The sequence below is a fragment of the Methylomonas sp. HW2-6 genome (genome assembly GCF_052474525.1).
Window position 1 is genome coordinate 989,478 of record NZ_CP184124.1, and the last position, 24,756, is coordinate 1,014,233.

Sequence of the window (24,756 nt, forward strand, 5' to 3'; positions counted from 1 at the left end):
GGTCAAGTCTTCGGCCGGTAGGCGAACGGTTTGGCCAGCGGTTCGCCGACAAATATGCCTTGTCCCGGCTGCTGCACGCTCTTCCAGTACGCTTCGATCAAACTGCTGCCGCGCAGGTAAAAATACAGTACCACGCCGGGATTCGGAAACTTGGCCGGAAAATTACACGGTTCCACCACCGCGCCGTAGCTGGCCGTGGCCCCGGCGCTCAGCCACTCGGTGATGCTCATTTGGCCGCCGCCGGACAGCACGCCGCCGGCCGACGTCAAATGGTCGGCAATCGCCCCCGGCAGATAATGGTTTTCGGCCAGATGCGGCACATGGGTCAGGCCGGTGAAGTAAAACATCACGTCCTGGCGGCCGCTGATGTAGTCCTGCTCCAGATAGTGCACCGGCCAAAAATTCTGCAGCGCCTCGGCCACTTTCGGAAAGGTTTGGGCGCGGGAGCTGCGCGCCTTGTCCGAAGTTTTCAGCAGATAAGCGGCGCCTTGCGGATGCGAGTAATCGGACGCTACGCCGGTATCGATCAATTTCTTGGCCTCGGCGAAGGTTTTGCCGGCCACCGCCATGGTCGGCCGCCAGGCGTGGGCCTTAAACGGCTTATCGGTTTCGGAAGTGAAATAGGGGCTGTTGCGCGTGGTCTGGCAGCCTTTGGCGCAAAACGCCGGATCGTAACCGGCCGCGAATGCCGTCGTGATCGACATGCAATCCACCCGAAACGGCAGCAGCCAGGTCAAGGCATACGCCTGCACGTGGGCCGGGGTTTTGGCGTCGACCTGCTGTTTCAGGGCTTCGAAGGTACGTTGCGACATCACCGCCTGCCGCGGCGGAAACTGCAGATGGATGATCTGCTCGGCCGGAATTTGACGCTGCTGGCTGTAATATTCGCCGATCTGCCGGCTCAGTGGATCGGCATCGTTGACGATCACCGCCAGATCGTGCCCGCTTAGGGCCGGCGCCGGGCGGTACAACGGCGAAATCGCCTCGGCCTGCACGCTGCCGGGCAAGCAGGCCAAGGCCAATATCAGCCGCAATAATTGAAACGGTTTGGCGTTGAACACTCGATTCTCCTCCAGAAAAGGGCGGCCTGGTCCGATAAGCCGGCGGCCTGCTAAACCCCGAGCATAGCCGACGCCGCCTCGATTTCAAACCTGGAAGCGGCCGATTATCGATCCAATCGCCAATATCGCCTGTGCCGCTCCATTCCGGCTAGCGGCAGGCCGCGATTTTTGCCGACCGGCAGCGCCGCGGTTTCAAGTACAATCCGGGCTTCATTGCCGCGGCCGTTTGTGCCGCATCGTTCGCCATCGGGAATGCCTGACGCCATAGGCGCAACGGCGATTGCCCGCCAAGCCGAGAGCCATTATGACCACGATCCGCCAAGCCGATTTTATCCAAAGCATCGCCGATGCCTTGCAGTTCATTTCCTATTACCACCCCAAAGACTTCATTGACGCGCTGTACGCCGCGTATCAGCAAGAACAAAGCCCGGCGGCGAAGGATGCGATGGCGCAGATTCTGATCAACTCCAGGATGTGCGCCGAAGGCCGGCGGCCGATTTGCCAGGATACCGGTATCGTTACGGTGTTTTTGAAGATCGGCATGGACCTACGCTGGGACGCCACATTGAGCGTGACCGAGATGGTCAACGCCGGCGTGCGCCAGGCTTATCTGCATCCGGACAACGTGCTACGCGCCTCCATCCTGTCCGACCCGGCCGGCAAGCGCCTCAACACCAAAGACAACACGCCGGCGGTGGTGCATATGGAACTGGTGCCCGGCGATAAAGTGGACGTGGAAGTCGCGGCCAAAGGCGGCGGCTCGGAAGCCAAATCCAAGTTCGTCATGTTGAACCCGGCCGACAATATCGTCGATTGGGTGTTGAAAACCGTGCCGACCATGGGTGCCGGCTGGTGTCCGCCGGGTATCCTGGGTATCGGTATCGGCGGCACTGCCGAAAAAGCCATGATTTTGGCGAAGCAGGCCTGCATGGGCTCGATCGATATTCAGGATCTGATCGCCCGCGGGCCGGCCAATGCCATCGAGGAATTGCGCCTGGAGTTGTACGACAAAGTCAACGCGCTCGGCATCGGCGCCCAGGGCTTGGGCGGTCTGACCACGGTGCTGGACATCAAAATCCTGGATTACCCAACCCACGCCGCCAACAAACCGGTGGCGATGATCCCCAATTGCGCCGCGACCCGCCACGCCCATTTCGTGTTGGACGGTTCCGGGCCGGCCATCTTGACGCCCCCCAAACTGTCGGATTGGCCGGCCATCACCCAATCGGCCAGCACCGCCCGCCGCGTCAACATCGACGGCCTGACCAAGCAGGATGTTGCCGATTGGCAGCCCGGCGAAACCCTGCTGCTCAGCGGCACTTTGTTGACCGGCCGCGACGCCGCCCACAAACGCATCGTCGATTTGCTGAACAAAGGCGAGCCGTTACCGGACGGGGTCGATTTAAAGGACAAATTCATTTACTACGTCGGCCCGGTCGATCCGGTGCGCGAGGAAGTGGTCGGCCCGGCCGGGCCGACCACCGCGACGCGGATGGACAGCTTCACCGACACGGTGCTGGAACAGACCGGCCTGCTGGGCATGATCGGCAAATCCGAACGCGGCCCGCAAGCCATCGAGGCCATCGCCAAACACAAAGCGGTGTATTTGATTGCAGTCGGCGGCGCCGCTTATCTGGTATCCAAAGCCATCAAGCAAGCGCGGGTCGTGGCCTTTCCCGAATTGGGCATGGAAGCGATCCACGAATTCGTGGTCGAGGACATGCCGGTCACCGTGGCGGTGGACAGCCGCGGCGAGTCTATTCACAACAGCGCACCTAAGCTGTGGCAAGCGAAAATCGGCAAAATCAAGGTGGTCGCGGAGTAGGTAAGTCGCGCGCAAGCGCCTGACTTTACCGGGCGGACTCGGTGCCGGCGGCCGGTTGGAGTTCCCGATATATACGGCATATGCCCTATTTTTTGGCAAGTCGGTGGGGATTTTGACTTTTGAAACGTCTTAACTGAAGAGGCCCTGTAAGCAAAGGGCCGCCGCACTGTCCAAAACCGTTCATTCATCGACGCATGCCCTTACCCCGCAAACCGGCCCCGACTTTAACGCTCTGCGCTGGGCTGGTTGCGGCGGCGTGCGCTTGCCAGCCGCTGCCGCCCCGCGATCCCCAGGATCTCGCCTTTGCGACGCCGCCGCAATGGTCGGAACAGCCGACGCCGCCGGAGCAGTCGGTCTCGGCGTGGCTGGATCGCTTTGCCGACGCGCAATTGACGGCGTTAGTGGCCGATGGTCTGGCCGGCAATTTCGATCTGCAGGTCGCTGCGGCCCGTATCGATGCGGCCCGCGAACAAGCGGTGGTGGCCGGCGCCGGGCGTTGGCCGCAAGCTTATTTCAATCCGGGTTACCAACGCAGGCGCGATCTCGGCGTCGAATCCGGCCGCTTTGCCGCGCTATTCAACTTGAGTTGGGAGCTGGATGTCTGGGGCCGGATCAAGGCCGGACAGCAAGCCGCCATCAGTAACGCCGCCGCAGTCGCCGACGATTATCGGGCGGCCCGGCTCTCGCTGGCGGCGCGGATTGCCCAAGCTTATTTCGCCCTGGCCGAAGCCCGCTTGCAGGCTCATGTTGCGGCGCAATCGGTCCACGACCGCGGCGTGATCGTCGACCTGGTACGCGGCCGATTTAATAGAGGTTTGACCCGCGGTCTGGATTTGCGGCTGGCATTGACCGATCTGGCGAATGCCCAAGCCCAACTGGCCCAAGCCGAAAACGACGTGCAATTGTTGGCGCGGCTACTGCAAACCCTGCTCGGCCGTTATCCGGACGGCCGGATCGCTCAAACCGCGGCGAACGACCCAGCCGGCCAGACGCCGCACAGCTTGCCGGAGCCGCCGCCCGGTCTGGCCGCCGGCCTGCCGGCCGAGCTGATGCTGCGCCGCCCCGACATTACCGCCGCTTTCCAACGCTTGCAAGCTGCCGACTCCGGCCTGGAAAGCGCCGAAAAAGCGTTATTGCCACGGCTGACGTTGACGGCTGCCGGCGGCAGCGCCAGCCCGGCCCTGGCCGAAATTGTCGATCCGCGCGCAGCGGCCTGGAACTTGGCGGCTGGCCTGGCTCAACCCTTGTTCACCGGCGACCGTTTGCAAGCCGAGATTCGCTTGAATCAGGCCCGAGTTCGCGAGGCCTACCAACAATACCAGAGCGTGGCGTTGAACGCGTTCCGCGAAGTCGAACAAGCCCTGGCCGCCGAAACCCGCTTACGGGAGCAGGAACAGGCGCTACGCGAGGCCGTCGAGCAAACCGAAGCCAGCCGCAAGCTGGCGGTGTATTCCTACCAGCAGGGCTTGATCGAAATTCTGACCCTGCTGGACAGCTACCGCAGCACCCTGAACGCGCAAAGCGCGCATCTGGCGGTGCGGCGGCAATTACTAGCCAATCGCATCAACTTATATTTGGCCTTGGGCGGCCCGGTGTGAACGAAAAATCCCGTTGGTTACAAATCATCTTGCCGGCTGCGGTGTTGAGCGCGGCCTTTGGTGCGGCCTGGGCCATGATCGCCTTGCGGCCGAGCAGTTTGCCGGCGCCGGCCGAGCAGCCAATCCCGCGCGTCGAGTTCGTCAATGCCCAACCGCAAACCTTGAAACTGAACGTGCATTCGCAAGGCGTGGTTGCCCCGCGCGAAGCGATCGACCTGATCGCCCAAGTCTCTGGCAAAGTCGAGCAGATGCATCCGGCGCTGGTGTCCGGCGGTTTTTTCAAGGCCGACGAACTGTTGGCGACGATAGACCCGCGCGACTACGATTACGCCATCGTCGTCACCCAGGCCAAGATTGCCGAAGCCAAACGGGTACTGATCAACGAACGCGCCCAGGCCGAACAGGCGCTGAGCGAATGGCAGGCGCTGGGCCAGGGCGAAGCCAGCGATCTGGCCTTGCGCAAACCGCAACTGGCCGAAGCCGAAGCCAAATTGCAGGCCGCCGCAGCGGATCTGGCCAAAGCCAAACTCGACCGCAGCCGCTGCGAGATCCGGGCGCCGTTCTCCGGCCGGGTGTTGAGCAAGCAAGTCGGCCGCGGCCAGTTTCTGCCGGCCGGCGCGACGATTGCAAGGATTTACGCCAACGACATCGTCGAGATTCGGCTACCGGTCGGTATCAACGAACTGGCCTTTCTGGATTTGCCGCTGGGCCAAGCCGGCCGCGCGGCGCATTGGCCGGCGGTGACCTTGAGAGCGGAGGTGGCCGGCCAGCCGCAAACCTGGCGCGGGCGCATCGTCCGCAGCGAAGCCGAACTGGACAGCAGCAGCGGCCAGTTGTTTCTGGTCGCCCAGGTCGAGCAGCCCGATAACAGCCGCGACGGCGCCGCGCCGCTGTTGAGCGGCCTGTTCGTCCAAGCCGAAATCGAGGGTGTAGCCCGCGCCGGGCTGTATGCCTTGCCGCGTAGCGCATTGAACAATCTGCAGCAGGTCAAATTGGTCGATGCCGAGCAGCGCTTGGTGTTCCGCGATGTCGAGATCCTGCGCAGCGAGCCGGGGAGGGTCGTGGTCAAGTCCGGTTTGCAGGCCGGAGACCGGGTGGTGGTTTCGGAAATGCCGCTGCCGGTGGCCGGCATGCGGGTCGAAGCGGCGCCAAGCCAACCATGAGCGGCTCGAACGGCGCGGCCCGCCTGGGCGGGATTTTGGCCTGGTTTGCCGGCAATCCGGTCGCGGCCAATTTGTTGATGTTGCTGATCCTGGCCGGGGGCGTGATCGGCATGCTGGACGTCGACAAGGAAGTGTTTCCGCGCTTCAGTCCGCATCAGATCGAAATTACCGCCGTCTTCCCCGGCGCCGGGCCATCCGAAGTCGAGGAAGCAGTGTGCATCCCAATCGAAGAAGCGGTGCACGACCTGCCCGGCATCAAGCATTTGCACGGCGAAATTCAGGGCGATACCTGCACCTTGGCGGTTGAAATCCATGCCGACCGTGACCGCGAGCAAATGATGGCCTTGCTGCGCGCCAGGGTGCAAGCCATTCCGCGCCTGCCCAGGCAACTGGAAAAAATCGACGTATTGCCGGCCGACCGCAAAGACGACGACGGCGTGATCTGGGTGGCGCTGCACGGCGCTACCGATGCCTTTAAGCTGCAGCAGTTCGGCGACCGGATTCAACAGCAATTGTCGACGATACCGGGCGTCAGCCGGGTGCGCAATTACGGCGAACGCAATTACGAGATTGGTATCGAAGTCGCGCCGGAGCAAATGCGCAAATACCAACTGACGCTGGACGATGTCACCCAAGCCGTGCGCGCCGCGTCGGTCGACCTACCCGGCGGCCTGGTCCGCAATCCGGACGGCGAATTATTGTTGCGGGTGGCCGGCCGGGCCAAGGATGCCGACGCGGTCGGCGCGTTGATCGTCAAGACTTTGCCGGACGGCAACCGGCTGCGGCTGGACCAAATCGCCACGATCCGCGACGGCCTGGAGGAGCGCCTGTACGACTGGCGCCACAACGGCGAAACCGCGCAAGGTTGGGAGGTGCATACCGAACGCGACAGCGTGGCGGTGGCGCGCAAAGTCAAATCGGAAATCGCGGCCATGCGCGCCGGCCTGCCGGAAGGTTTGCGTCTGATTACCTGGTGGGACGATTCCCAGGCCTACGACGAACGCATCGGCACCTTGCTCGAAGACGGTTTGAGCGGCTTTTTGCTGGTGTGTCTGGTGTTGACGCTGTTCCTGCGAGTGCGGGTGGCGCTGTGGGCCGGCGTCGGCATTTTTACTTCGGTGCTGGGCGCGTTCTGGCTGATGCCGGCGTTGGATATTTCGCTGAACATGCTGTCCTTGTTCGGCTTTTTGCTGGCGATGGGCGTGCTGGTGGACGATGCGATCATCATCGGCGAAAGCGTGCACAGCCGCCAGCTCGAAGGCGGCGAAACCCCGTTGCAAGCCGCCGTCAACGGCGTGCGCGCCGTGGCCTTGCCGGTCACGCTGTCGGTGTTGATCGTGTTGGTGGCGTTTCTGCCGGGCTTGTATTTGCCGGGCTGGGCCGGGCAAATGATGCGGCCGATCTGCGTCATTATGATCCTGACGCTGGTGTTCTCGCTGGTCGAAGCCCTGCTGATCCTGCCCTCGCATCTGGTCGCGCCGGTATCGGCGCCGAGCGCCGCCCACGGCTTGCAGCGGTTGCGCACCCGGCTGAACGGCGGCCTGGACCGCTTCGTCGCGCGGGTGTACCGGCCGCTGCTGGCGGCCTCACTGCGCTGGCGTTATCTGACTGTCGCGCTGTTCGCCGCCCTGCTGATTATTTGCTGGGGGCTGGTGGCCAGCGACCGGGTGCGCCAGTCGATCAATCCGGACGTGTCCAAGGACAGTTTTTGGGTGTCGATCCGGCTGCCGCAAAGCGCGCCGTACAGCGAAACCCAAGCCTTGGCCAACCGGGTCGAAAACGCCTTGTTTGAATTGCGCGACGAACTGGACGGCGTGCCGCCCGGCGCCGGCAAGCGCGGCCAACACCCCGAGCACAGCGTCATTGTTGGTGTCGAAACCATCGTCTGGGAACACGGCGCCGGCCTGTGGCTGGAATTGTCGGCGGCCGGCCGCCAGCGCATCAAGGTCGAGGACTTCATCCGCGACTGGCGCCAGCGCATCGGCGACATTCAAATCGGCCAGGTCGATTTCATTTTCAAGGAGGGCGACCAACCCTACGACCTGGAGCTGACGGTCGGCGCCGACAATCCGGCTCAGCTCGGCCCGGCGGTCGAGCAGCTCAAACAACAGATCAAGGGCTTTCGCGGCGCCTACGACGTGATCGATTCCGGCGAACCCGGCAAGCCGGAGATTCACTTGACGCTAAAGCCCGACGCCGAACGGCTGGGCATGCGCCTGGAGCAACTGGCCGAGCAGGTCCGCAACGGCTATTACGGCGAGGAAGTGCATCGCTTCATGCGCGGCCGCAAGGAAGTCAAGGTGATGGTGCGTTTTCCGCTGCGCGAGCGGCGTTCGCTGGACCAACTCAAGGCCCAGCCGGTGCGCCTGCCCAACGGCGCCAGCGCACCGCTGGCCAGCTTGGCCGACGTTGAAGTGCTGCAAGGTTACGCCCGCATCGTGCGCGAAGACCGGCAACGGGTCTTGAAAGTCCAGGCCAGGGTCGATCCGACCCTGGCCGACGCCAACGAAGTTTACGCGGTGCTGGAGCGCGACGTGTTCCCGGCGCTGGAAAGCCGCTTTCCCGGCCTGAACGTCAAAATCGGCCAGCAACGCCAGGAACAGAAAGAGCTGCTGGCCGCTTTCGGCAAAAACACGCTGATCGCGCTGTTGGTGATCTACGCCTTGATCGCCGTGCCGTTTCGTTCATACGCCAAACCGCTGATCTTTCTGCTGGCCGCGCCGGTGGCCTGGTGCGGCGCGGTGCTGGCCCACTGGGCCGCCGGCCTGCCGCTGTCTATGGAATCCTTGGTCGGCATGATTGCCGCCAGCGGCGTGGTGGTTAACGACAGTCTGGTATTGCTGGACTATCTGCGCCAGCACGACGGCGACGACCGCCCGGTGGACGTGCTGATCGCCGAAGCCTGCTGCTCCCGCTTCCGGCCCATCCTGCTGGCCTTCCTGACCAACTTCGCCGGCTTCCTGCCCACCCTGCTGGAAACCAGCCCGCAAGCCCAATTCCTGATCCCGATGACGCTGTCCCTCTCCGCCGGCCTGCTGATCGGCATGGCGGCCAGTTTGATATTGACGCCGGCGTGTTATGCGGTGTTGGGGGAGAGGTGAGTTGGGGGCAGTTGCGAATAGGCAGTTCGACGCGTTGCGGTCTATCGGCCAATCTGATTCAATGACCGCAATTTGATGTTTGTTTACTTGGCTCTGATGATATACAGAAAGGAAATGCCTATGTTGATCAATAAATTGTCGCTTCGGGGCTATTTTCGGTAGATATACGGAACCATCTAATAACTAGTTAGCACTCAATTGAGAAAGGAGAGAAAAAATTGAGAAAACCAAGATTATTTATAGCATCTTCAGTAGAGAGCTTACCTATTGCCGAAGCTGTAAACGTAAATTTGGACCATGAATTTGAAATTACTCTCTGGAAAAATGGGACTTTTAAGCTTTCATCATCAACCGTTGACGACCTTGTTGAAAAGTCTTCATTTGTTGATTTCGCGTTATTTATATTTGCTCCTGACGACATATCTGAGATTAGAAGCAGAAAAGAGCATGTCGTAAGGGACAACGTAATATTCGAAATGGGCTTGTTTGTTGGTGCAATAGGGAAATCGCGTTCTTTTATATTAAAGCCGCGAGGTATTGATATGCATTTGCCAACGGACTTACTTGGTGTAACGCCAGCAGATTACGACGCGGGAAGATCCGATGGCGATTTAGTTTCATCAACAAACCGAGCTTGCTCCCTAATAAAATCCGAAGTAGAAAGGCTCGGTTTGATAAACCATGCAGCCCTATCAGAATCCAAAAAAATAGTAGCGAATCCAACAATCTATGAGCTAAAAGATCAAGACTATAGATATCTCGCTGCGTGCTTACAAAGTCATACGGTTGATCCGGTTGGATTGCCTTTCCATAGAATATCAAGTATTTTTCGCGGTATAAATGAAGCTGCTTTACAAATCTCACTCATCAAACTTCAACGCATGGGTTATGTGAGTAAAACCGTAGAAACTGATCATCACGATGGGTATGACTTTTTCGCTTATTCAATTACCGAAATGGGTATTGATGAACTATTGAAAAATGAAGAAGCTTTGCAACCCAAAGCACCGGAGCCACCAGAGAGTTTCGATGAAGATATACCGTTCTAGCCCGCGTAGGGCGCAATAACCAACGGGCATTGCGCCGCAGTTAATCTGATATTGATATTAAAAAATGGATTACCGGCGAATTTGGCATCCAGGCGGAACCTATTTTTTTACGATCAATTTGTTACAAAGAAAAAATAACGACTTATTGATAAGGCATATTCAACTTTTACGAGACTCGATCAAAACGGTAAAGGCGAATCACCCGTTTAAAATTCACGGTTGGGTGGTATTGCCCGAACATATGCATTGTTTGATTGAATTGCCGGAAAACGATACCGATTACGCGACAAGAATACGTTTGATAAAAATTGGATTTTCCAAGGCAATACCAAAAACAGAGCGAAGATCCGCGATCAGAATCAAACGTGGCGAACGCGGTATTTGGCAGCGGCGTTATTGGGAACACTTGATAAGAGATGAGGCGGATTTTCAAGCACACTTGAATTATATCCACTACAACCCTGTGAAACATGGTTGGGTAAACCAGGTAAAAGATTGGTCTTATTCGACCTTTCCTCGGTGGGTCGAGCGTGGCGTTTATCCTTTAAATTGGGCAGGAAATGACGGAGATTTATATGAGTTTGAATAGTTTGAAAATACGGCGCAATGCCCGCTGGTTATTGCGCCTTACGGCCTTGCGGTCTATCGGCTGATCTGATTCAATGACCGCAATTTCCTGTGTCTTTACTTGGCTCCGATGATATACAGAAAGGAAATGCCTATGTTGATCAATAAATTGTCGCTTCGGGGGCCATTTTCGGTAGATATATGGAACCATCTAATAACTGGTTGGGCGTCACACAGATAACCATGAGACCACGGACAATCATTGCTCTGGTCGTTGTATCGGTGGCGCTGTCCATAGCTGCCGCTATCGGTGTCTATGTTGAAAATCTTGGTCACCTGCGCTTATCCACCAACGATCCAGGACCTTGGGGTGAATTCGGTGACTATATTGGCGGCATCCTCAATCCATTGTTTGCGCTCATAAATGCAGCTGCTGTCACATATATTGGATTCACAATAAATCGGCTTGAATCTGAGCGCGAAAAAGAGGCGGAGCGACGGCAACAACTTGATAAGCAAGAGCGAATAGCTGCCGAACGCCGGAAAAATACAGTTCAATTGATCGATAGATTCCAGAACCTTCAATTCTACAAAGAGGTTTCTGCACCAGTTTGGGAGATTTTTGTTAAATGGCGCCATTGGAAAGGCCCGGATGGCACTCACTATCGATTTTCTGTAGTTACAGGCTTCGTCCACTACCAGCAAATGGATTTTCAATCGGAAGCCGAAAGGTCTCCTTTTGGCCACAACTTCGTTCGTTTTGTTGATCACTATCATCCAGCCGACTATGTACCTCCGAAATTGAGATCAACACGCGAGCCTGCGTACATTCAGTCGGCTCTTTCAGAACACCAGGCCTTGACTTGCTGGCTGGAGTACTGGGGTAACATTCACACTATGATTGACGCCGAACTCGTTGACGAACAAATACTAAGACGTGCACTATCAGACTGGTACGGATATTGGATGGAATTGGTGGCTGAGCTTCGATATATTGTTGAGACTCTCTATCGCGAAAAGCGGTCATCCAACGGTTTCATGGATAGCGTACATGAACCACTGCCAAACTGGATTGAAGAGACAAAGGCTATCGAAAAGTGCTTTTTCTCTGATGCTCCGAATAACTGGTACAAGTCAATCATGGAAGTCTGCGACTCTCGTGCGAAGCTGATATTTGAAGAAATTAATCCCTTGATATCAGAGAGAATTAATGTCAACAGCAAGAGCGATGCGGGTCGCTAGCAGGTTGGTGAAAAACTCTTTTTTGGCTTTGAATGACTCTATATTTAGGGCCGTAGGATGATGGCATGGACTCCTCCCCACCCCACGCGGTGTCATACTGCGCCAGAGAATTTAAACGGAGCGACGAGGAGTCCGAAATGAATAGTAACGTGGTGGGTCTGGATACGGCAAAAAGCATTTTTCATCTGTACAGCCAGGCGGCGAACGACAGGCCGGTGAAAAAGAAACTGAGACGGGCAGCCGCGTAGGGTGGGCACGGTTTTTGTGCCCACGCGGAATTTAAACTGGGATGAATATTGTTTCGCTGTCGCGAAGCCTAATTTATTGCCGGTTCGCGGACCGGCAACCGCGATACTTTTCTTTGCTTGTCCAAAGAAAAGCATCCAAAAGAAACGACACCCCATGCCGCTTGTGTCCTGCGCGCCTGCGGGTTTGAGCGGGGTTTTCGGAAGGGCTGTCCTAGCCCTCCGAAAACGCGCGGCATCCCTGCCGCGCCCCTGCCGGGCAACTACCGCTCAAACCCTCCGGTGCTCGGCGCGGCATCAGGGGACAAAACCCGTCCAGGTTACAACGTTGCTCAGCCAATCCGCGTAGCGTAGCTGCCATCATCCTACGGCCGATTGGTACAGTTTTCGGTTGATTCGATTGAATCCTCTGTAGAACAGGGCCGTAGGATGCGGTAAACAACGTGCACCGCATCGTTCGCGATTGATGCGGTTCGTTCCTCACCGCATCCTACGGCCAACTGATACAGTTTTCGGTTGATTCGATTGAGTCCTCTTTAGAACAGAATGATTGCCCAAAGCATCGTCATTCAAAGCCAGCCCATATCAAGTCGCACCTTAAATTCCAATAGGTCAAAATTTAAACCAGGCGAGTTTGGGCTCGCCTAGTTAGTTTCAGCCATTTGTCAGCCGTTCAATTCCGGAATATTGGCCGCCAACCGGGACCGTAACAAACCCAGCTGTCTTTGCAATTCGTCTTCGGCGTCGCCGATATTTTTGAAGGCCTGCAAGACTTTTTGATCGTTCAGCGCAGCCGGATAATTCGCGTCGACGAAATCCAGGATTTCGGAGTCCATTTCGCTCATGCTTTTGACGATTTCTTCCATTTTGTCCAAGACCGCGCGTAATTCGTTTAAATCTTTAGCCATAAATCTCTCATTCGTTTGGATTATTATCATCAGCTGACCGTTGGGCAACGTTGTCTATACGGTCTGGTTAGTCCGGCATTTGCGGCCGAATTCTTTTCTTCCTGGGTCATTCGCCAAATCGGCGTAACCGCGGATTACACTGTTGGCAACGCCAATTACGGCAGGCCAAACAGTACGTTAAGCCAAGGTCGCCGCTGCCATTGCCTGTTTGCCGGGTTCATTTACGATGCTCGTTCCAGTAAGGCATTGCGGGCTTCGGTAATTCGAATGAATTGCTCGTGGCTGCCGCCGACGTCGGGGTGGGTTTTTTGGGCGAGGCGCCGAAATGCGGTTTTAATCTGGGAGGCTTTCAGTACGCCGTCGAGCGGCAGGTGCAATGCTTCCCGGTGTCGCCGTTCGCTGAAGCGGCGATCCTGGCTGGGGTCCTGAAAACGGCTTTGGTGGTGCCGGGCCTGGTATTCGTAAAGTCTTTCCTGCGCCGCGCGGCGGAGTTTCAGCGACTCCCGGCGCAATTCCACTTGGTCGTCCTGCCATTTTTGCCGCGACATCACCGTGCAAGCTTCGAAGCCTATCCAACCGTTCGTTTCCAGCTCGTCGAGGTTGAACGGGCCGACCATGTCGTAGGGCTCTTCCAGCCAGGCATACCTCGCCTGCGGACTGGCTTTAATCAGGCCGATGGTCACGGTATCGACGATGCCGAGCGAGCCGTTCCAAATGACCCATAGCTGTTCTTCTTCCGGCCACGGATTGTGGTGCATGGTCTTTACCTGATTGGCTGATGAGCAAGAATTTTCTGTTAAGCCAGCAAGATGAATACCAAGCACGACAGCGGTTGGAGAAGTGTCGCCAGCCGTGGTTTGTTAGCGCGTTAAGCCCTATCCGGGCGAATGGAAATTTAGGGTTTGGGGTACGAATGGGTAGTGGAAAACTGACAAACTGTCAGGTTTGGAACAAGCCGGTTGGTTTGTCGATTTCTAAAGGGCTGCGGCCGAATCTGCCGAGCTTTGCGTTGTCAGTCCGCTTGGCCCATCCTGACCAGCCTGGACGGCGTTGCGCAATCCAGGCTCCGTGCGGCGTAATCAGAGCGTTCTGAGAGACATTCGACCCAGGCCGAGGCCAAGGGAGCGAGAATGGCTATGCCGGTAAAGCGTTCAAGATCGGGTCACCGACTATAGACGCCTGATATATCCATCGTCTCGAGCGCCAAACATTTGCTTCAGCCGCGGAAATTTTGCAATCGCGTTGGCTAATTTCATTAGCGTGGCGTAATCCTTCATATCCACGGGTTTGAAGACACTGCGGCTGACATGAAAATCCGAAAAACCATCGGGAGTTGGGTAAAAACCGGGAGTGGGCAGAGGCACTTCGCTTTGATGATAGGTTTCCTGCAGCCTTTTTCCCTTAATTTGGTTCGGACTAAAACCGTCTATCTTGTCCGGTTCGACGTTCATTATGCTGTAAGAATACGATTCGGTTACCAGCTCTCTGCCTATGTTGTTTGCCTGGCCATGCGCCTGTGTGATGTGGCCGTTCAGAAACAGAATCTGGGCGACGTCACCGACTTGTTTGGTTTTTATGGCCCCGTTTTCATCTCTCGATTCGGTAACAAAATACACCGTAGGATTATTGTCCAAGTCTCCACTGTAGCCAATTATGTTGTCCGGCCGATATAAATAGTCGCAATATCCCATCGTTTACCTACCTTCTTTAAGATTAAGCTTTTGTTGTTTTCCGCGGTTTGGTTTGGCTTTAGCAGGTTGGTGAAAAACTCTTTTTTGGCTTTGAATGACTCTATATTTAGTGGTGATGAAGCCAATTTCCTACTAAATGCTGGTTCGATTGAGCAAAATTAGCGTCTCAAATATGGTTTTTCACCAACCTGTTAGCCAGGGTAGCGCATAAATTCAGTTAAATTTTTGCGGGAGGTTCAACCGGTTTTCGCGCAAAACTCATTCAAGCGGTTTTGGGTTAACCGCTGGCTCCCTGCAACGCCAACGGCCAAGCAAAGTGCTGCAAACCTGATGCAATTTCCGGCCGTTTCGGGTGATTGCCGATTCCGTATCGACTTTCCGGTGATGCAGTTTGTTTGGCAGCAGCAAGCAAAACTGTAGTCGAAATCGGCGTTGGTGCCGGACAAAAATAGGAGCGGCTTTCGGAGTCCGTCATGGCGGCCCCACAGCCCCAAGTACAAGATACCCGTTAGCGTCCGGCTAAGCGGCCATTAAGCTGAACCGAGAACAATCTGCCGCAACTGAAACAGTCCGCGAAGGAGGATATATGTTCAGACTATTAGCAATCACGGTATTTTGTATATCGTTTTCCGGTGTGGCAGCCGCGCACGGCGGGGATTGGGGCTATGGTCGCCACCATCATCACCACAGACATCATCACCCCCGTTTCTGGGGCTACGACCGGCCTTACTATCCCGCGTACTCTCAGCCGTACTGGGGTGTTCGCCCCATACCGCCGGGGTATCGCGAGCTGACGCCGCCCAGATACTACCGCTATGACCGATCCGGCCCGTATCGGGATTTCGACTACCGGCGAGGCTGGTAGTCATGCGTCTCCACCTGCGTTTATTGTTTTTGCTGGCCGGACTGTTGTTGCTGTCGGGATGCGTGGCCTATGTGCCCTACGGCCAGCGTTCGGCCGGTTACTACGCGCCTTACGGCGGCTATGGCTACGACGCCGGCCCGCACCACGGCGGTTGGCATCATCGCCATCACCGCCACCATTGGCATCACTGATTGCCGTCGCTTAGCCGATCCTGACCGGGTGTCGGAATATTTGACGGCGTCAGCCGTGCGTGCGGGATCTGACGGCCGGCGTTGGCGCATCGGTCCTCGAATTTGCTGAGTTCTGACAGCCGATTGAGGCGATCGCGCTACGTTGCGCGTGTCGCGTTTTTTGACAATTGCCGCTGGGTCGCAGCGGTGTTCGGCTGTTGCGGCGGTTGTCGGCTTTGATTTTCAACAGGTTTTATGCCCAGGTTCGCTTTATGCAGGTGTTTTGACGCCAAAAAACCATATACCGGGGGCGATTATGAACACCTTACACCATCACCCGAAAATCGCAGATTTTGCCCAGGTTGCCGTAGTTCAAGCCAAAGCCATCGACGGGCATAAGATATTCGCTTACTTGGCTTGTTTTGCCGATGTCGCGCTGGCATTGACTGTCCTGATCTCGATTTGCTGTTCCAGCCTGTTATTGCTCTGCACCAGCTTGGGTGTGATTTAAGTACCCGAAGCACAGGCGATGCCGCTAAACCAATAGTTAGGGCTGCAATTGTCTGGGCAGTAGCCGAGCGGTCAGGTCCAAGATTATTACGGATCTGCCGGTCGGCTTTCATCAAATCCGGAGGCTTCATCGGCCGACATCGATTGACTTCCGCTACTCCGCCGATAAGCTAAGCCGATTTGGCTTGGGTGGCACGCAATATGGTCCGACGTATCGCTTGTTTGGATAATCTGCGCGGTTTGGTCATGATATTGATGACGCTAGACCATACTCGCGATTTTTTCAGCATCTCTCATTTCGATCCTACCGATTTGCAGAAAACCTCCGCGGCACTGTTCATGACCCGCTGGATTACCCATTTCTGCGCGGCGGTGTTCGTGTTTCTGGCCGGTACCAGCGCCTGGTTGTGGGCGGCTAAACGTGGGCCGGCCGCACCGGTCAGCGGCTTTCTGGCCAAGCGCGGTTTGTTATTGCTGCTGCTGGTGGTTACGGTTGAAGCTTGGGCCTGGAATTTTCGTGCCGATTTGCGCCACGTCGACGCCGGCGTGTTGTGGGCGCTGGGTTGGTCGATGATGGTTTTGGCGGTGCTGGTCAAATTGCCGCTGGGTTGGGTGGTCGCCATCGGCGGCTTGATGGTTGTCGGCCATAACGTGTTTGACGGCTTGAAACCGGCCGAGATGGGGTGGTTCGGGCCCTGGTGGTCGGTGTTACATACCGGCGATGACATCGATTTCGGCGGCGGGTTTGTGTTGAATCCTTACTACCCCCTGATTCCGTGGATCGGCGTGATGGCCTTGGGCTACGGTTTCGGCCATTTGTTGGATGCAGAGCAATGGCGCAAACCGCGGCGGCTGGCGTGGCTGGGCGGCGGCTTGTTTGCTGCCTTCATATTGTTGCGCTACAGCAATTTATACGGCGATCCGCAGCCGTGGCAAGCTTACCCCGATCCGGTATTTACGTTGTTGTCGTTTTTAAACTGCCACAAATATCCGCCTTCCTTGTTGTATCTATTGATGACGCTGGGGCCGGCATTGATGTTTCTGGCGCTTGCGTCCCGGCCGATAGCGGTGCTGCAGGTGTTCGGCAGAACGCCGTTGTTTTATTATCTGATCCATCTCTATGCAATCCACGGTTTGGCGGTGCTGGTGGCCTTGGTTAGCGGCGGACCGGTGGCGGTCGTGGCCGGCGGCGGTATCTGGCAAAAAGATTGGCCGGCCGATTACGGCTTCGGACTGCCCGGCGTTTACGGTGTCTGGCTGCTGGTGTTGATGATGCTGTATCCGGTTTGCCGTTGGTTCGAGGCGTTCAAAGCGGCGCGGCCGCAGTGGCGTTGGTTGCAATATTTATAGCCAAGGGCTGCCGGTACGTGCATAACCGTTTACGCGTTATCCCCCGTCCCCGTTATACTGAGGCAATTTGTCCGCTTAACTTGCTATGCAACCATATTTAGAGCTTCTGGCCGATATCATGGCCAACGGCGTCGATAAAAGCGACCGTACCGGCACCGGTACCCGTTCGGTTTTCGGCCGGCAAATCCGTTACAACCTGGCCGATGGGTTTCCGTTGTTAACCACCAAAAAACTGCACTTCAAGTCGATAGCTTACGAGTTGCTCTGGTTTTTGCGGGGCGACACCAATATCAAATATCTGAACGACCACGGCGTCACGATCTGGGACGAATGGGCAACGCCGGATGGCGAGCTGGGCCCGGTTTACGGCGCGCAGTGGCGCAACTGGTTGGGGCCGGATGGAAGGCGTTTCGATCAGATCGAGATTCTGGTCGATGGCTTGAAGCGCAAACCCGACTCGCGCCGGCACCTGGTCAGCGCCTGGAACGTGGGTTTTCTGCCGGACGAATCGATCGGGCCGCGCGAAAATGCGGCGGCCGGCAGGATGGCGTTGCCGCCGTGCCACGTGCTGTACCAGTTTTACGTGGCGAACGGTAAATTGTCCTGCATGATGACCCAACGCAGTGCCGACTGTTTTTTGGGCGTGCCTTACAACCAAGCCAGTGTGGCGTTATTGACGCACATGTTGGCCCAGCAATGCGGCTTCGAAGTCGGCGAATTGATCATGTCGTTCGGCGATGTACACGTCTACCGCAACCATTTTGCCCAAGTCGAGTTGCAGTTGAGTCGCCAACCTTTGCCGCCGCCGCGTTTGCAGTTCGGGCGCCGGCCGGAGTCGATTTTCGATTACCGATTCGCCGATTTGCAGTTATTGGAGTACCAAGCCCACCCGCACATCGCCGGAGCCGTGTCGGTATGATGGATTGCGGGTAGAGACGCAGTCGATGGCGTCTCTACCCGGCGGCCTCAGGCCGCGGTTGAATTCTGATTGCGGGAGTTTGGCGGGTTATTTATTGCCGGCCTTGATATGTTCGACGGCTTCCTCGGCGGCTTTGGTCGCAACGTCGGCATGGCCCATTTTTCCGTGTTCTATCGCGCTTTCCAACGATTTGACGCCGGCATCGAGATGAGTTTTGGCTTCGCCTTTGGCAACTTCGGCGCCTTTTTTGGCATGAGGCAGAGCGGCTTCGGCGTGTTCTACCAATACCGAGGCATGGCCGGCTTTGCCGTGGGTGACGGCCTGATTGGCGTGTTCCAGTGCGGTGGCGGCGTGTTCTTCTGCAAGGGCGCCGGTAGCGGCTAGCAACAGTGCGCTTAGGATAATGCTTGATAACGTTTTCATAATTCCCCCGAATTGATGTGTGTAGTGGTGCTGCGCACCCGCTTGGGTGCCAGCTAGAGACTGGCGGGGCGCGGAATGGTTCCGGCCAAATCCGCGTTATCGAATTTCAGGTGGCGGGCAGCAGAGGGATTGCCTGGACTTGCTTGCCGAATGTTTAATTGCCTGGAAAACTTAAACCCGAGGGTATCGATCCGGTATGAATAACGACAAACGCCTGGCCATTTTCGAACGTCTGGCCGAGGCCACGCCTAACCCCACGACAGAGTTAAATTACAGTTCGCCGTTCGAATTATTGGTGGCGGTGGTGCTGTCGGCACAGGCGACCGATAAGGGGGTTAATAAAGCTACCGCCAAGCTGTTTCCGGTGGCGAATACACCGCAGGCGATTTTGGCTTTGGGCGAAGACGGCTTAAAAGAACATATCAAAACCATCGGTTTATTTAACAGCAAGGCGGCAAATGTCATAAAACTTTGTCAGACTCTGTTGGAAAAGCACCAAGGCGAGGTGCCCCGCGAGCGAGAAGCGTTAGAGGCGCTGGCCGGCGTCGGCCGCAAGACGGCTAACGTGATTTTGAATACCGCGTTTGGGCAACCGACCATCGCGGTCGATACTCATATTTTCCGGGTCGCGAACCGCACCGGTCTGGCGCCGGGAAAAAACGTGCTTGAGGTGGAGAAAAAATTGGACAAGACGGTGCCGAAATCCCACAAGAAAGATGCACATCATTTGTTGATTCTGCACGGCCGCTACATCTGTATCGCCCGCAAACCCCGCTGCGAGGCTTGTTGTATTGCCGACCTTTGCGAATTTAAGGACAAGAATCTAGCGTGAGTATGCAATAATCAGAATCGAAGCAGCAGGACGTTTGCCCGTCGTAATGCGGCCGGACGAAGGCCGGATAACATAATTACAAAAACGCACGAGAGGATAGCTACATGAAAAAATTCAATAAATCTCCGTTGGCCGCTGCAATGGGCGGTGCCCTTTTGTCCGGTATCGCTGCGAACGCGCAAGCCGAGCCCAATCCGTTTGCGTTGTCGGAACTGGCCGGCGGTTACATGCAGGTTGCAACCTCACACGCCGAGCATTCCAACGGCAAAATCAGCCAAGGTGCCTGCGGTTCCAATGCGATGGACAGCAACGGTAAGAAAGTGGTTGCCGGCGCTAAAAAATCCGATGCGAAGAAAACCGAAGGTTCCTGTGGCGAAGGCATGTGCGGCGGCATGATGAGCGGCGGCAAAATGAAGCCGGGCATGGAAAACATGTGCGGTGCGATGATGAAAGGCAAGGAAGGCGCCTGCGGCATGGGCATGATGGGCGGTATGGATCATGGTAACGCCGACAAACCGAAACAAGCCGAAGAAGGTAGCTGCGGTGCGATGATGAATCCGGATAAAAAAGCCGGCGAACATAGCTGCGGCGCCATGATGAAAGGCGGTGAAGGCAGTTGCGGCAGCAAAATGGATGCCGACAAAGCGGCCGGCCATTAATTCTCCGACCTGACGGTATTGAATCGACGTTATGGATTTTCAGGATATACAGCAGCTGGTTATCGATTACGGTTATCTGGCCTTATTTATCGGTACCTATCTGGAAGGCGAAACCATTTTGGTGATTGCCGGCTTTTTGGCGCATAGCGGCTATTTGGCGTTGGAATGGGTCATGTTGACAGCGTTCCTCGGTACTTTTGCCGGCGACCAGACCTTTTTTTATCTGGGGCGGTGGAAAGGTATCTCCTTTTTGGAAAAAAGGCCGCTCTGGCACAGTAAAACCGACAAAGTGTTCGATCTGCTGCACAAGCACCAGATACCGGTGATTCTCGGTTTCCGCTTTCTTTACGGTGTGCGTAACGTCACGCCGTTCGTAATCGGCGCCAGCAAGATTCATCCGCTTAAGTTTTTTGCCTTGAATTTTTTGGGTGCGGCGATCTGGGCGATAGCCGTCGGTTACTTGGGTTATACCTTCGGCCAGTTTGCCGAGTCCATCATGGGCCAAGTCAAAAAATACGAAATGTATATCCTGGGCGTGCTGGTGGCGATAGGCTTGGCCTTGTTTTGGCGTTCGACGCATAAACCGGAAGAGTAAGCGATGCAAAGCGTCCGCAATCTGGTCCACGGTGTCGGCCTGGGTTTGCGTCGTTCGTTTTTGAGCGAGATTGTCGAGCAGCCGCCGGCGCAAGTCGGGTTTTACGAGGTAGCGCCGGAGAATTGGATGCCGATAGGCGGCAAGTTCGGCAAACAATTTCGGGCCATGACCGAGCGTTTCGACTTTGTTTGTCACGGCCTGTCTTTGTCCATCGGCAGCAGCGATCCGCTCGACGAGCAATTCGTGCGCGATTTGAAACGGTTCATGGCCGAACACGGCATCAAGTTTTACAGCGAACACCTCAGTTATTGCAGCCACGGCGGACATCTGTACGATTTGATGCCGATGCCGTTTACCGAGGATGCGGTCAAACATGTCGCCGCGCGAATTCGCCGGGTGCAAGACATTCTCGAACAGCGCATTGCCATCGAAAATATTTCTTACTATGCCGCGCCAGGCCGGGAGATGGCCGAGATTGATTTCTTCAATGCCGTCGTCGCAGAGGCCGATTGCGATGTGCTGATCGACATCAATAACATCTACGTCAATAGCGTCAACCACGGGTACGACGCGGAAGCCTTTCTACGGGCCATGCCCGGCGACCGAATCGCTTACGCCCACATCGCCGGCCATTACGTTGAAGCCGAAGACTTTTTGGTCGATACCCACGGCGCGACGGTGATCGATCCGGTTTGGAAGTTACTGGAGACGGCTTACCGCCTGTTCGGCGTTTTCCCAACCTTATTGGAACGGGATTTCAACATTCCACCTTTGGCCGAATTGTTACAGGAAGTGGACACGATCCGCGCCGTTCAACAGCATGCCGTTGCCGCGGAAAAACGGGTGGCGTGATGGCGGCATCTTTTCAAAGCACGCAACAGCGCTTTGCCGCCTATATCCGCGATCCGCATAGCAATCCGCCGCCAGCCGATGTGGAGCCTAGACGGATGGCGATGTACCGTGAATTGTTTTTCAACAATATCGACAGCTTCATCGCCAGCAATTTCCCGGTGGTCAGGGCGATTCTGGATGATGCCCAATGGCTGGAATTGACCCGGGATTTTTTTTCCCGCCACCATTGCCGGACGCCGTATTTTTCCGAGATTGCCGAAGAATTTTTAGACTATTTGCAAAACGAGCGCAGCAATCCGGAGGATTATCCCTTCCTGCTGGAGCTAGCGCATTACGAGTGGGTGGAAATGGCGCTGTCGATTGCCAAGGACGCGCCGAAACTAGGTGATCAAGCGTTTTTGGACAGCCTAACGACCCAACGGATTGCGCTGTCAGAACTGGCTTTGCCGTTGTTGTACCAATATCCGGTGCATCGGATCGGTCCCGATTTCCTGCCGTTGCAGCCGCCCGAGCAGACCACCTGTCTGGTCGTTTATCGCGACAAGACGGACCAAGTCCACTTTTTGCAGGTTAGCGGTCTGACGCTAAGCGTGTTGCAAATCCTGCAAGACCGGGGGCCAATGCCGGCCGCGCAATGTTTGCAAAACGTGGCAGCCGAGTTCCCGCAGATCGAGCCGCAACTGATTCAGAGCAACGGTCTATCGATGCTGCGGGAGCTGGCCGAAAAAGGGATTGTTATTCCGGCTGGCGACGCTTGAAGCAGTGCAGCCAGACCAAGCCGTCTTCGTTCCATTCCATGCCGCTGTGCATACGTAAGATCAAATCTTTGTACATCGCTAAATTCGGATAGCCCTCGGCGCGGGCGTCGGCGTCTGTCATATCGCGGATTCGTTGCCGCTCGACTCCCGTGACCTCGAATTCCACTCCTTCCAGAATAAACCTCTCGCCCGGATAGGCATAGAGGCCGTCGCGGCGTTGCTGGGTCTTTTCCCCGGCTAGCGCAGCCGCCACCAGTTTGGGGTGGCGGACCAACCGATCGATATCGCAAGTTTTTTCCGGATAGTCGTGCATAGTCATCTTCAAAGTGCGTAAAAGCGCCACACTTTAAGAGTCTTATTCAAGCATGACAAGCCTCAGCCGTAACTGATCCACAAAATTTATTGGCCGATTGCGGCGAGTCGGACATTTCCTACATGTCCGCATTAGCAATACGGAATTCTCTGTCTATACTGCTTGACACATGATTGCTACCGAATCTTTGAATAAATCCTAGCAATTCGATTAAACGGAAAAGGGAGGCGGATCCCGTGCCTATGTTTCAAGTAATACTATTGTTGCTCGCCTGCTCGTTGTTGAGCGCTTGGCTTGCTTCTTCGTATACCAAGCGCCGTTTGCTTTTGGAACAGGCCAGCATGCCCAAACCGCCGCCATCGTTGCCGGTTCCTGATGTGGAAAAATACCTTACCGGGATCGACAAGTTTGCCAACGAAGTCGCTCCGGTTTGGTCCAAGCACATTGAATCGTCGCGCCAGGAAATGGAACAGGCCATTGGCGAATTAACCGGGCGCTTTGCCGGCATCACCAGCGGCCTCGACGTCTTGGTTGGCTCTTCTAGCAATCCGGCATTCGGCCGCAACGAGGATATTTTTTCGACGAGTAACGCCAATCTGCAGAAAGTTGTCGGTTCACTGGACGCCGCGCTACAGGAAAATTTACAGGTACTGACCAAAATCCGTTCCTTAGCCGGTTTCATAGAAGAATTGAAAACCATGGCCAAAGAAGTGGCGCGGATCGCCGAGCAGACCAATTTGATCGCATTGAATGCGGCGATCGAGGCGGCCAGAGCCGGCGAAGCCGGCCGGGGATTTGCCGTGGTTGCCGATGAGGTGCGTAAGCTTTCCAACCTGTCCGGTGAGACCGGCAAACTGATCGGTTCTAAAGTCGATCAAGTCAGCGGAGCGATTCAAACCACCTTGGCAGCCGTGGAGAAAAGCACCGAAAACGAAACCGCGGCGGTTGCCGCGTCGCAAGGCAATATCCAAAACGTGATGAGTGCGTTGCACGGGGTGTTCGAAACGCTGCAGCGGCATTCCGAAGAGATGAATAAACAGGCCCGTGTGATCAAACGCGAGATCGACGAGTCGCTGGTGCAATTTCAATTTCAGGATCGGATTGGTCAGGTGTTGTCGCATGTGCGCGACAGCATCAGCGATCTGCCGCGCCATATCATGCGCAGCCAAGGCGACGGCGTTTTCGGGCTCAAGCCGTTGGCCACCGACGACATTCTGCACGAGTTGCGCAGCACATACACTATGGTTTCCGAGCACAGCGCCCACGGTGGTAGCGCGCACCACGAACAACCTTCTACCGAAATTACTTTTTTCTAGGAACAAAAAATGGCCAAAACAATTTTAGTGGTTGATGACTCAGCATCGGTCCGTCAAGTTGTCAGTATTGCTCTGAAAGGTGCCGGCTACGACGTTATCGAAGGCGTAGACGGCAAAGATGCGCTGAGCAAATTGAATGGGCAAAAAGTGCATTTGGTGATTTCTGACGTAAACATGCCGAATATGGACGGCATCACCTTCGTTAAAGAACTCAAGCAATTGCCCGCTTATAAGTTTACTCCGGTCATCATGCTGACCACCGAGTCGCAAGAAAGCAAGAAGCAAGAAGGGCAAGCCGCCGGTGCCAAAGCCTGGGTGGTTAAACCGTTTCAGCCGGCGCAAATGCTGGCTGCCGTGTCGAAATTGATTTTGCCCTAATAGCTTTTGCCGGTTATTCCAGGTCGACGGTTTCAGGCTTATCCAACTTATATGGCGAGGTTTTGACGATGCAAACGCTAACGATAGAAGATGAATTGACCATCTTTACCGCCGCGGAACAGAAATCCGGTCTGCTGAATTTTCTAGGGTCGGGCGACGATTTGGAAATCAATTTATCCCAGGTCTCCGAAATGGATACTGCCGGTTTGCAGTTGTTGATTCTGGCCAAACGGGAGGCGGCTCGCGCCGGGAAGGCCCTGCGTTTTGTCATGCATAGCAAGGTGGTTCTGGAAATTTTGGAACTCGCCAATCTGACCACGGCGTTTGGCGACCAAGTGGTAATTTCGCATAACGAGGACTAACCAA

General features: G+C 55.9%; 25 protein-coding genes. 19 read left to right on the forward strand and 6 right to left on the reverse strand.

The genetic code is table 11. From position 1 onward, the window contains the following. Positions 1 to 2: 2 nt before the first annotated feature. Positions 3 to 1,061 carry a TIGR03790 family protein gene (locus tag ACH518_RS05600; protein ID WP_445372186.1) on the reverse strand — a complete coding sequence of 353 codons (1,059 nt, stop codon included), beginning with the start codon at positions 1,059 to 1,061 and terminating at the stop codon, positions 3 to 5. 304 nt (positions 1,062 to 1,365) lie between these two features. Here ACH518_RS05600 and ACH518_RS05605 point away from each other — a divergent pair, with 304 nt between their 5' ends. The 7 genes from ACH518_RS05605 to ACH518_RS05635 all read left to right on the forward strand — a co-directional run bounded on the left by ACH518_RS05605 (position 1,366) and on the right by ACH518_RS05635 (position 11,606). Further along, positions 1,366 to 2,886, forward strand: coding sequence for a fumarate hydratase (locus ACH518_RS05605; protein WP_445372187.1), 1,521 nt, complete (start codon positions 1,366 to 1,368; stop codon positions 2,884 to 2,886). Between the two features lie 194 nt (positions 2,887 to 3,080). Then, positions 3,081 to 4,484, forward strand: a complete 1,404-nt coding sequence (locus tag ACH518_RS05610) for an efflux transporter outer membrane subunit (RefSeq protein ID WP_445372188.1) — start codon at positions 3,081 to 3,083, stop codon at positions 4,482 to 4,484. Beyond that, on the forward strand, positions 4,481 to 5,647 hold the full coding sequence (locus tag ACH518_RS05615) for an efflux RND transporter periplasmic adaptor subunit (protein ID WP_445372189.1): 1,167 nt from the start codon (positions 4,481 to 4,483) through the stop codon (positions 5,645 to 5,647). Before ACH518_RS05610 ends, ACH518_RS05615 begins: the two co-directional genes overlap by 4 nt. Continuing rightward, positions 5,644 to 8,748 (forward strand): efflux RND transporter permease subunit, encoded by a 3,105-nt coding sequence (locus ACH518_RS05620; RefSeq protein WP_445372190.1) that lies wholly within the window; start codon positions 5,644 to 5,646, stop codon positions 8,746 to 8,748. Before ACH518_RS05615 ends, ACH518_RS05620 begins: the two co-directional genes overlap by 4 nt. A 218-nt stretch (positions 8,749 to 8,966) precedes the next feature. Beyond that, positions 8,967 to 9,797, forward strand: a complete 831-nt coding sequence (locus ACH518_RS05625; RefSeq protein WP_445372191.1) for a TIR domain-containing protein — start codon at positions 8,967 to 8,969, stop codon at positions 9,795 to 9,797. A 64-nt stretch (positions 9,798 to 9,861) separates the two neighbouring features. After that, on the forward strand, positions 9,862 to 10,386 hold the full coding sequence (locus tag ACH518_RS05630; RefSeq protein WP_445372192.1) for an REP-associated tyrosine transposase: 525 nt from the start codon (positions 9,862 to 9,864) through the stop codon (positions 10,384 to 10,386). Between the two features lie 179 nt (positions 10,387 to 10,565). After that, positions 10,566 to 11,606 carry a hypothetical protein gene (locus ACH518_RS05635; RefSeq protein WP_445372193.1) on the forward strand — a complete coding sequence of 347 codons (1,041 nt, stop codon included), beginning with the start codon at positions 10,566 to 10,568 and terminating at the stop codon, positions 11,604 to 11,606. 910 nt (positions 11,607 to 12,516) lie between these two features. Here the strand turns inward: ACH518_RS05635 and ACH518_RS05640 are convergent. The 3 genes from ACH518_RS05640 to ACH518_RS05650 form a co-directional block, all read right to left on the reverse strand. Further along, positions 12,517 to 12,759 carry a hypothetical protein gene (locus ACH518_RS05640; RefSeq protein WP_140913966.1) on the reverse strand — a complete coding sequence of 81 codons (243 nt, stop codon included), beginning with the start codon at positions 12,757 to 12,759 and terminating at the stop codon, positions 12,517 to 12,519. A 221-nt stretch (positions 12,760 to 12,980) separates the two neighbouring features. Next, a complete protein-coding gene (locus tag ACH518_RS05645; RefSeq protein WP_445372194.1) occupies positions 12,981 to 13,517 on the reverse strand; it encodes a J domain-containing protein in 537 nt (178 codons plus the stop codon). A gap of 411 nt (positions 13,518 to 13,928) precedes the next feature. Next, on the reverse strand, positions 13,929 to 14,393 hold the full coding sequence (locus tag ACH518_RS05650) for a hypothetical protein (RefSeq protein ID WP_445372195.1): 465 nt from the start codon (positions 14,391 to 14,393) through the stop codon (positions 13,929 to 13,931). Between the two features lie 924 nt (positions 14,394 to 15,317). On the opposite strand from ACH518_RS05650, the gene ACH518_RS05655 reads away from it, so the two are divergent. From ACH518_RS05655 to ACH518_RS05670, 4 genes are all read left to right on the forward strand, one after another. Beyond that, positions 15,318 to 15,506 carry a hypothetical protein gene (locus tag ACH518_RS05655; protein ID WP_445372196.1) on the forward strand — a complete coding sequence of 63 codons (189 nt, stop codon included), beginning with the start codon at positions 15,318 to 15,320 and terminating at the stop codon, positions 15,504 to 15,506. Positions 15,507 to 15,801: 295 nt separating this feature from the next. Further along, a complete protein-coding gene (locus ACH518_RS05660; RefSeq protein ID WP_140913961.1) occupies positions 15,802 to 15,996 on the forward strand; it encodes a hypothetical protein in 195 nt (64 codons plus the stop codon). Between the two features lie 200 nt (positions 15,997 to 16,196). After that, the gene (locus ACH518_RS05665) at positions 16,197 to 17,345 is read left to right on the forward strand and encodes a DUF1624 domain-containing protein (protein WP_445372197.1); all 1,149 of its coding nucleotides are present in this window, start codon (positions 16,197 to 16,199) and stop codon (positions 17,343 to 17,345) included. Positions 17,346 to 17,430: 85 nt separating this feature from the next. Next, positions 17,431 to 18,264, forward strand: a complete 834-nt coding sequence (locus ACH518_RS05670) for a thymidylate synthase (protein ID WP_445372198.1) — start codon at positions 17,431 to 17,433, stop codon at positions 18,262 to 18,264. An 87-nt stretch (positions 18,265 to 18,351) separates the two neighbouring features. Here the strand turns inward: ACH518_RS05670 and smbP are convergent, their stop codons facing one another. Beyond that, positions 18,352 to 18,687: a small metal-binding protein SmbP gene (smbP, locus tag ACH518_RS05675; RefSeq protein WP_140913958.1), complete on the reverse strand. Its 336-nt coding sequence runs from the start codon at positions 18,685 to 18,687 to the stop codon at positions 18,352 to 18,354. Positions 18,688 to 18,883: 196 nt separating this feature from the next. Here smbP and nth point away from each other — a divergent pair, with 196 nt between their 5' ends. The 5 genes from nth to ACH518_RS05700 all read left to right on the forward strand — a co-directional run bounded on the left by nth (position 18,884) and on the right by ACH518_RS05700 (position 22,383). Continuing rightward, positions 18,884 to 19,519: an endonuclease III gene (gene nth / locus ACH518_RS05680; RefSeq protein WP_140913957.1), complete on the forward strand. Its 636-nt coding sequence runs from the start codon at positions 18,884 to 18,886 to the stop codon at positions 19,517 to 19,519. Positions 19,520 to 19,623: 104 nt separating this feature from the next. Next, a complete protein-coding gene (locus ACH518_RS05685) occupies positions 19,624 to 20,178 on the forward strand; it encodes a hypothetical protein (protein WP_445372199.1) in 555 nt (184 codons plus the stop codon). 31 nt (positions 20,179 to 20,209) lie between these two features. Next, positions 20,210 to 20,773 carry a DedA family protein gene (locus tag ACH518_RS05690; RefSeq protein WP_064023096.1) on the forward strand — a complete coding sequence of 188 codons (564 nt, stop codon included), beginning with the start codon at positions 20,210 to 20,212 and terminating at the stop codon, positions 20,771 to 20,773. Positions 20,774 to 20,776: 3 nt separating this feature from the next. Then, complete coding sequence (locus ACH518_RS05695; RefSeq protein ID WP_445372200.1) at positions 20,777 to 21,625, forward strand: HvfB family MNIO-type RiPP peptide maturase; 849 nt, start codon at positions 20,777 to 20,779, stop codon at positions 21,623 to 21,625. Further along, entirely contained in the window at positions 21,625 to 22,383 is a 759-nt protein-coding gene (locus ACH518_RS05700) for an HvfC family RiPP maturation protein (protein ID WP_445372201.1), read from the forward strand. The genes ACH518_RS05695 and ACH518_RS05700 overlap by 1 nt, the downstream gene beginning before the upstream one ends. Here the strand turns inward: ACH518_RS05700 and ACH518_RS05705 are convergent. After that, on the reverse strand, positions 22,361 to 22,696 hold the full coding sequence (locus ACH518_RS05705) for an ASCH domain-containing protein (RefSeq protein ID WP_445372970.1): 336 nt from the start codon (positions 22,694 to 22,696) through the stop codon (positions 22,361 to 22,363). The genes ACH518_RS05700 and ACH518_RS05705 overlap by 23 nt on opposite strands. 242 nt (positions 22,697 to 22,938) lie before the next feature. Here ACH518_RS05705 and ACH518_RS05710 point away from each other — a divergent pair, with 242 nt between their 5' ends. From ACH518_RS05710 to ACH518_RS05720, 3 genes are all read left to right on the forward strand, one after another. After that, positions 22,939 to 24,012 (forward strand): methyl-accepting chemotaxis protein, encoded by a 1,074-nt coding sequence (locus tag ACH518_RS05710; protein WP_445372202.1) that lies wholly within the window; start codon positions 22,939 to 22,941, stop codon positions 24,010 to 24,012. Between the two features lie 9 nt (positions 24,013 to 24,021). Then, complete coding sequence (locus ACH518_RS05715; RefSeq protein ID WP_064027959.1) at positions 24,022 to 24,390, forward strand: response regulator; 369 nt, start codon at positions 24,022 to 24,024, stop codon at positions 24,388 to 24,390. Between the two features lie 68 nt (positions 24,391 to 24,458). Then, positions 24,459 to 24,752 (forward strand): STAS domain-containing protein, encoded by a 294-nt coding sequence (locus ACH518_RS05720; protein ID WP_278209836.1) that lies wholly within the window; start codon positions 24,459 to 24,461, stop codon positions 24,750 to 24,752. Positions 24,753 to 24,756 lie beyond the last annotated feature (4 nt).

Excerpts from the sequence above, each read along its gene's own strand:
- ACH518_RS05690 (WP_064023096.1), top strand. The coding sequence starts at position 20,210 with ATGGATTTTCAGGATATACAGCAGCTGGTTATCGATTACGGTTATCTG.
- ACH518_RS05670 (WP_445372198.1), top strand. The coding sequence starts at position 17,431 with ATGCAACCATATTTAGAGCTTCTGGCCGATATCATGGCCAACGGCGTC.
- ACH518_RS05685 (WP_445372199.1), top strand. The coding sequence starts at position 19,624 with ATGAAAAAATTCAATAAATCTCCGTTGGCCGCTGCAATGGGCGGTGCC.
- ACH518_RS05710 (WP_445372202.1), top strand. The coding sequence starts at position 22,939 with ATGTTTCAAGTAATACTATTGTTGCTCGCCTGCTCGTTGTTGAGCGCT.
- ACH518_RS05640 (WP_140913966.1), bottom strand. The coding sequence starts at position 12,759 with ATGGCTAAAGATTTAAACGAATTACGCGCGGTCTTGGACAAAATGGAA.
- ACH518_RS05720 (WP_278209836.1), top strand. The coding sequence starts at position 24,459 with ATGCAAACGCTAACGATAGAAGATGAATTGACCATCTTTACCGCCGCG.
- ACH518_RS05630 (WP_445372192.1), top strand. The coding sequence starts at position 9,862 with ATGGATTACCGGCGAATTTGGCATCCAGGCGGAACCTATTTTTTTACG.
- ACH518_RS05655 (WP_445372196.1), top strand. The coding sequence starts at position 15,318 with ATGCGTCTCCACCTGCGTTTATTGTTTTTGCTGGCCGGACTGTTGTTG.
- ACH518_RS05715 (WP_064027959.1), top strand. The coding sequence starts at position 24,022 with ATGGCCAAAACAATTTTAGTGGTTGATGACTCAGCATCGGTCCGTCAA.
- ACH518_RS05665 (WP_445372197.1), top strand. The coding sequence starts at position 16,197 with ATGGTCCGACGTATCGCTTGTTTGGATAATCTGCGCGGTTTGGTCATG.
- ACH518_RS05705 (WP_445372970.1), bottom strand. The coding sequence starts at position 22,696 with ATGCACGACTATCCGGAAAAAACTTGCGATATCGATCGGTTGGTCCGC.
- ACH518_RS05700 (WP_445372201.1), top strand. The coding sequence starts at position 21,625 with ATGGCGGCATCTTTTCAAAGCACGCAACAGCGCTTTGCCGCCTATATC.
- nth (WP_140913957.1), top strand. The coding sequence starts at position 18,884 with ATGAATAACGACAAACGCCTGGCCATTTTCGAACGTCTGGCCGAGGCC.
- ACH518_RS05695 (WP_445372200.1), top strand. The coding sequence starts at position 20,777 with ATGCAAAGCGTCCGCAATCTGGTCCACGGTGTCGGCCTGGGTTTGCGT.
- ACH518_RS05645 (WP_445372194.1), bottom strand. The coding sequence starts at position 13,517 with ATGCACCACAATCCGTGGCCGGAAGAAGAACAGCTATGGGTCATTTGG.
- ACH518_RS05610 (WP_445372188.1), top strand. The coding sequence starts at position 3,081 with ATGCCCTTACCCCGCAAACCGGCCCCGACTTTAACGCTCTGCGCTGGG.
- ACH518_RS05620 (WP_445372190.1), top strand. The coding sequence starts at position 5,644 with ATGAGCGGCTCGAACGGCGCGGCCCGCCTGGGCGGGATTTTGGCCTGG.
- ACH518_RS05660 (WP_140913961.1), top strand. The coding sequence starts at position 15,802 with ATGAACACCTTACACCATCACCCGAAAATCGCAGATTTTGCCCAGGTT.
- smbP (WP_140913958.1), bottom strand. The coding sequence starts at position 18,687 with ATGAAAACGTTATCAAGCATTATCCTAAGCGCACTGTTGCTAGCCGCT.
- ACH518_RS05635 (WP_445372193.1), top strand. The coding sequence starts at position 10,566 with ATGGAACCATCTAATAACTGGTTGGGCGTCACACAGATAACCATGAGA.
- ACH518_RS05605 (WP_445372187.1), top strand. The coding sequence starts at position 1,366 with ATGACCACGATCCGCCAAGCCGATTTTATCCAAAGCATCGCCGATGCC.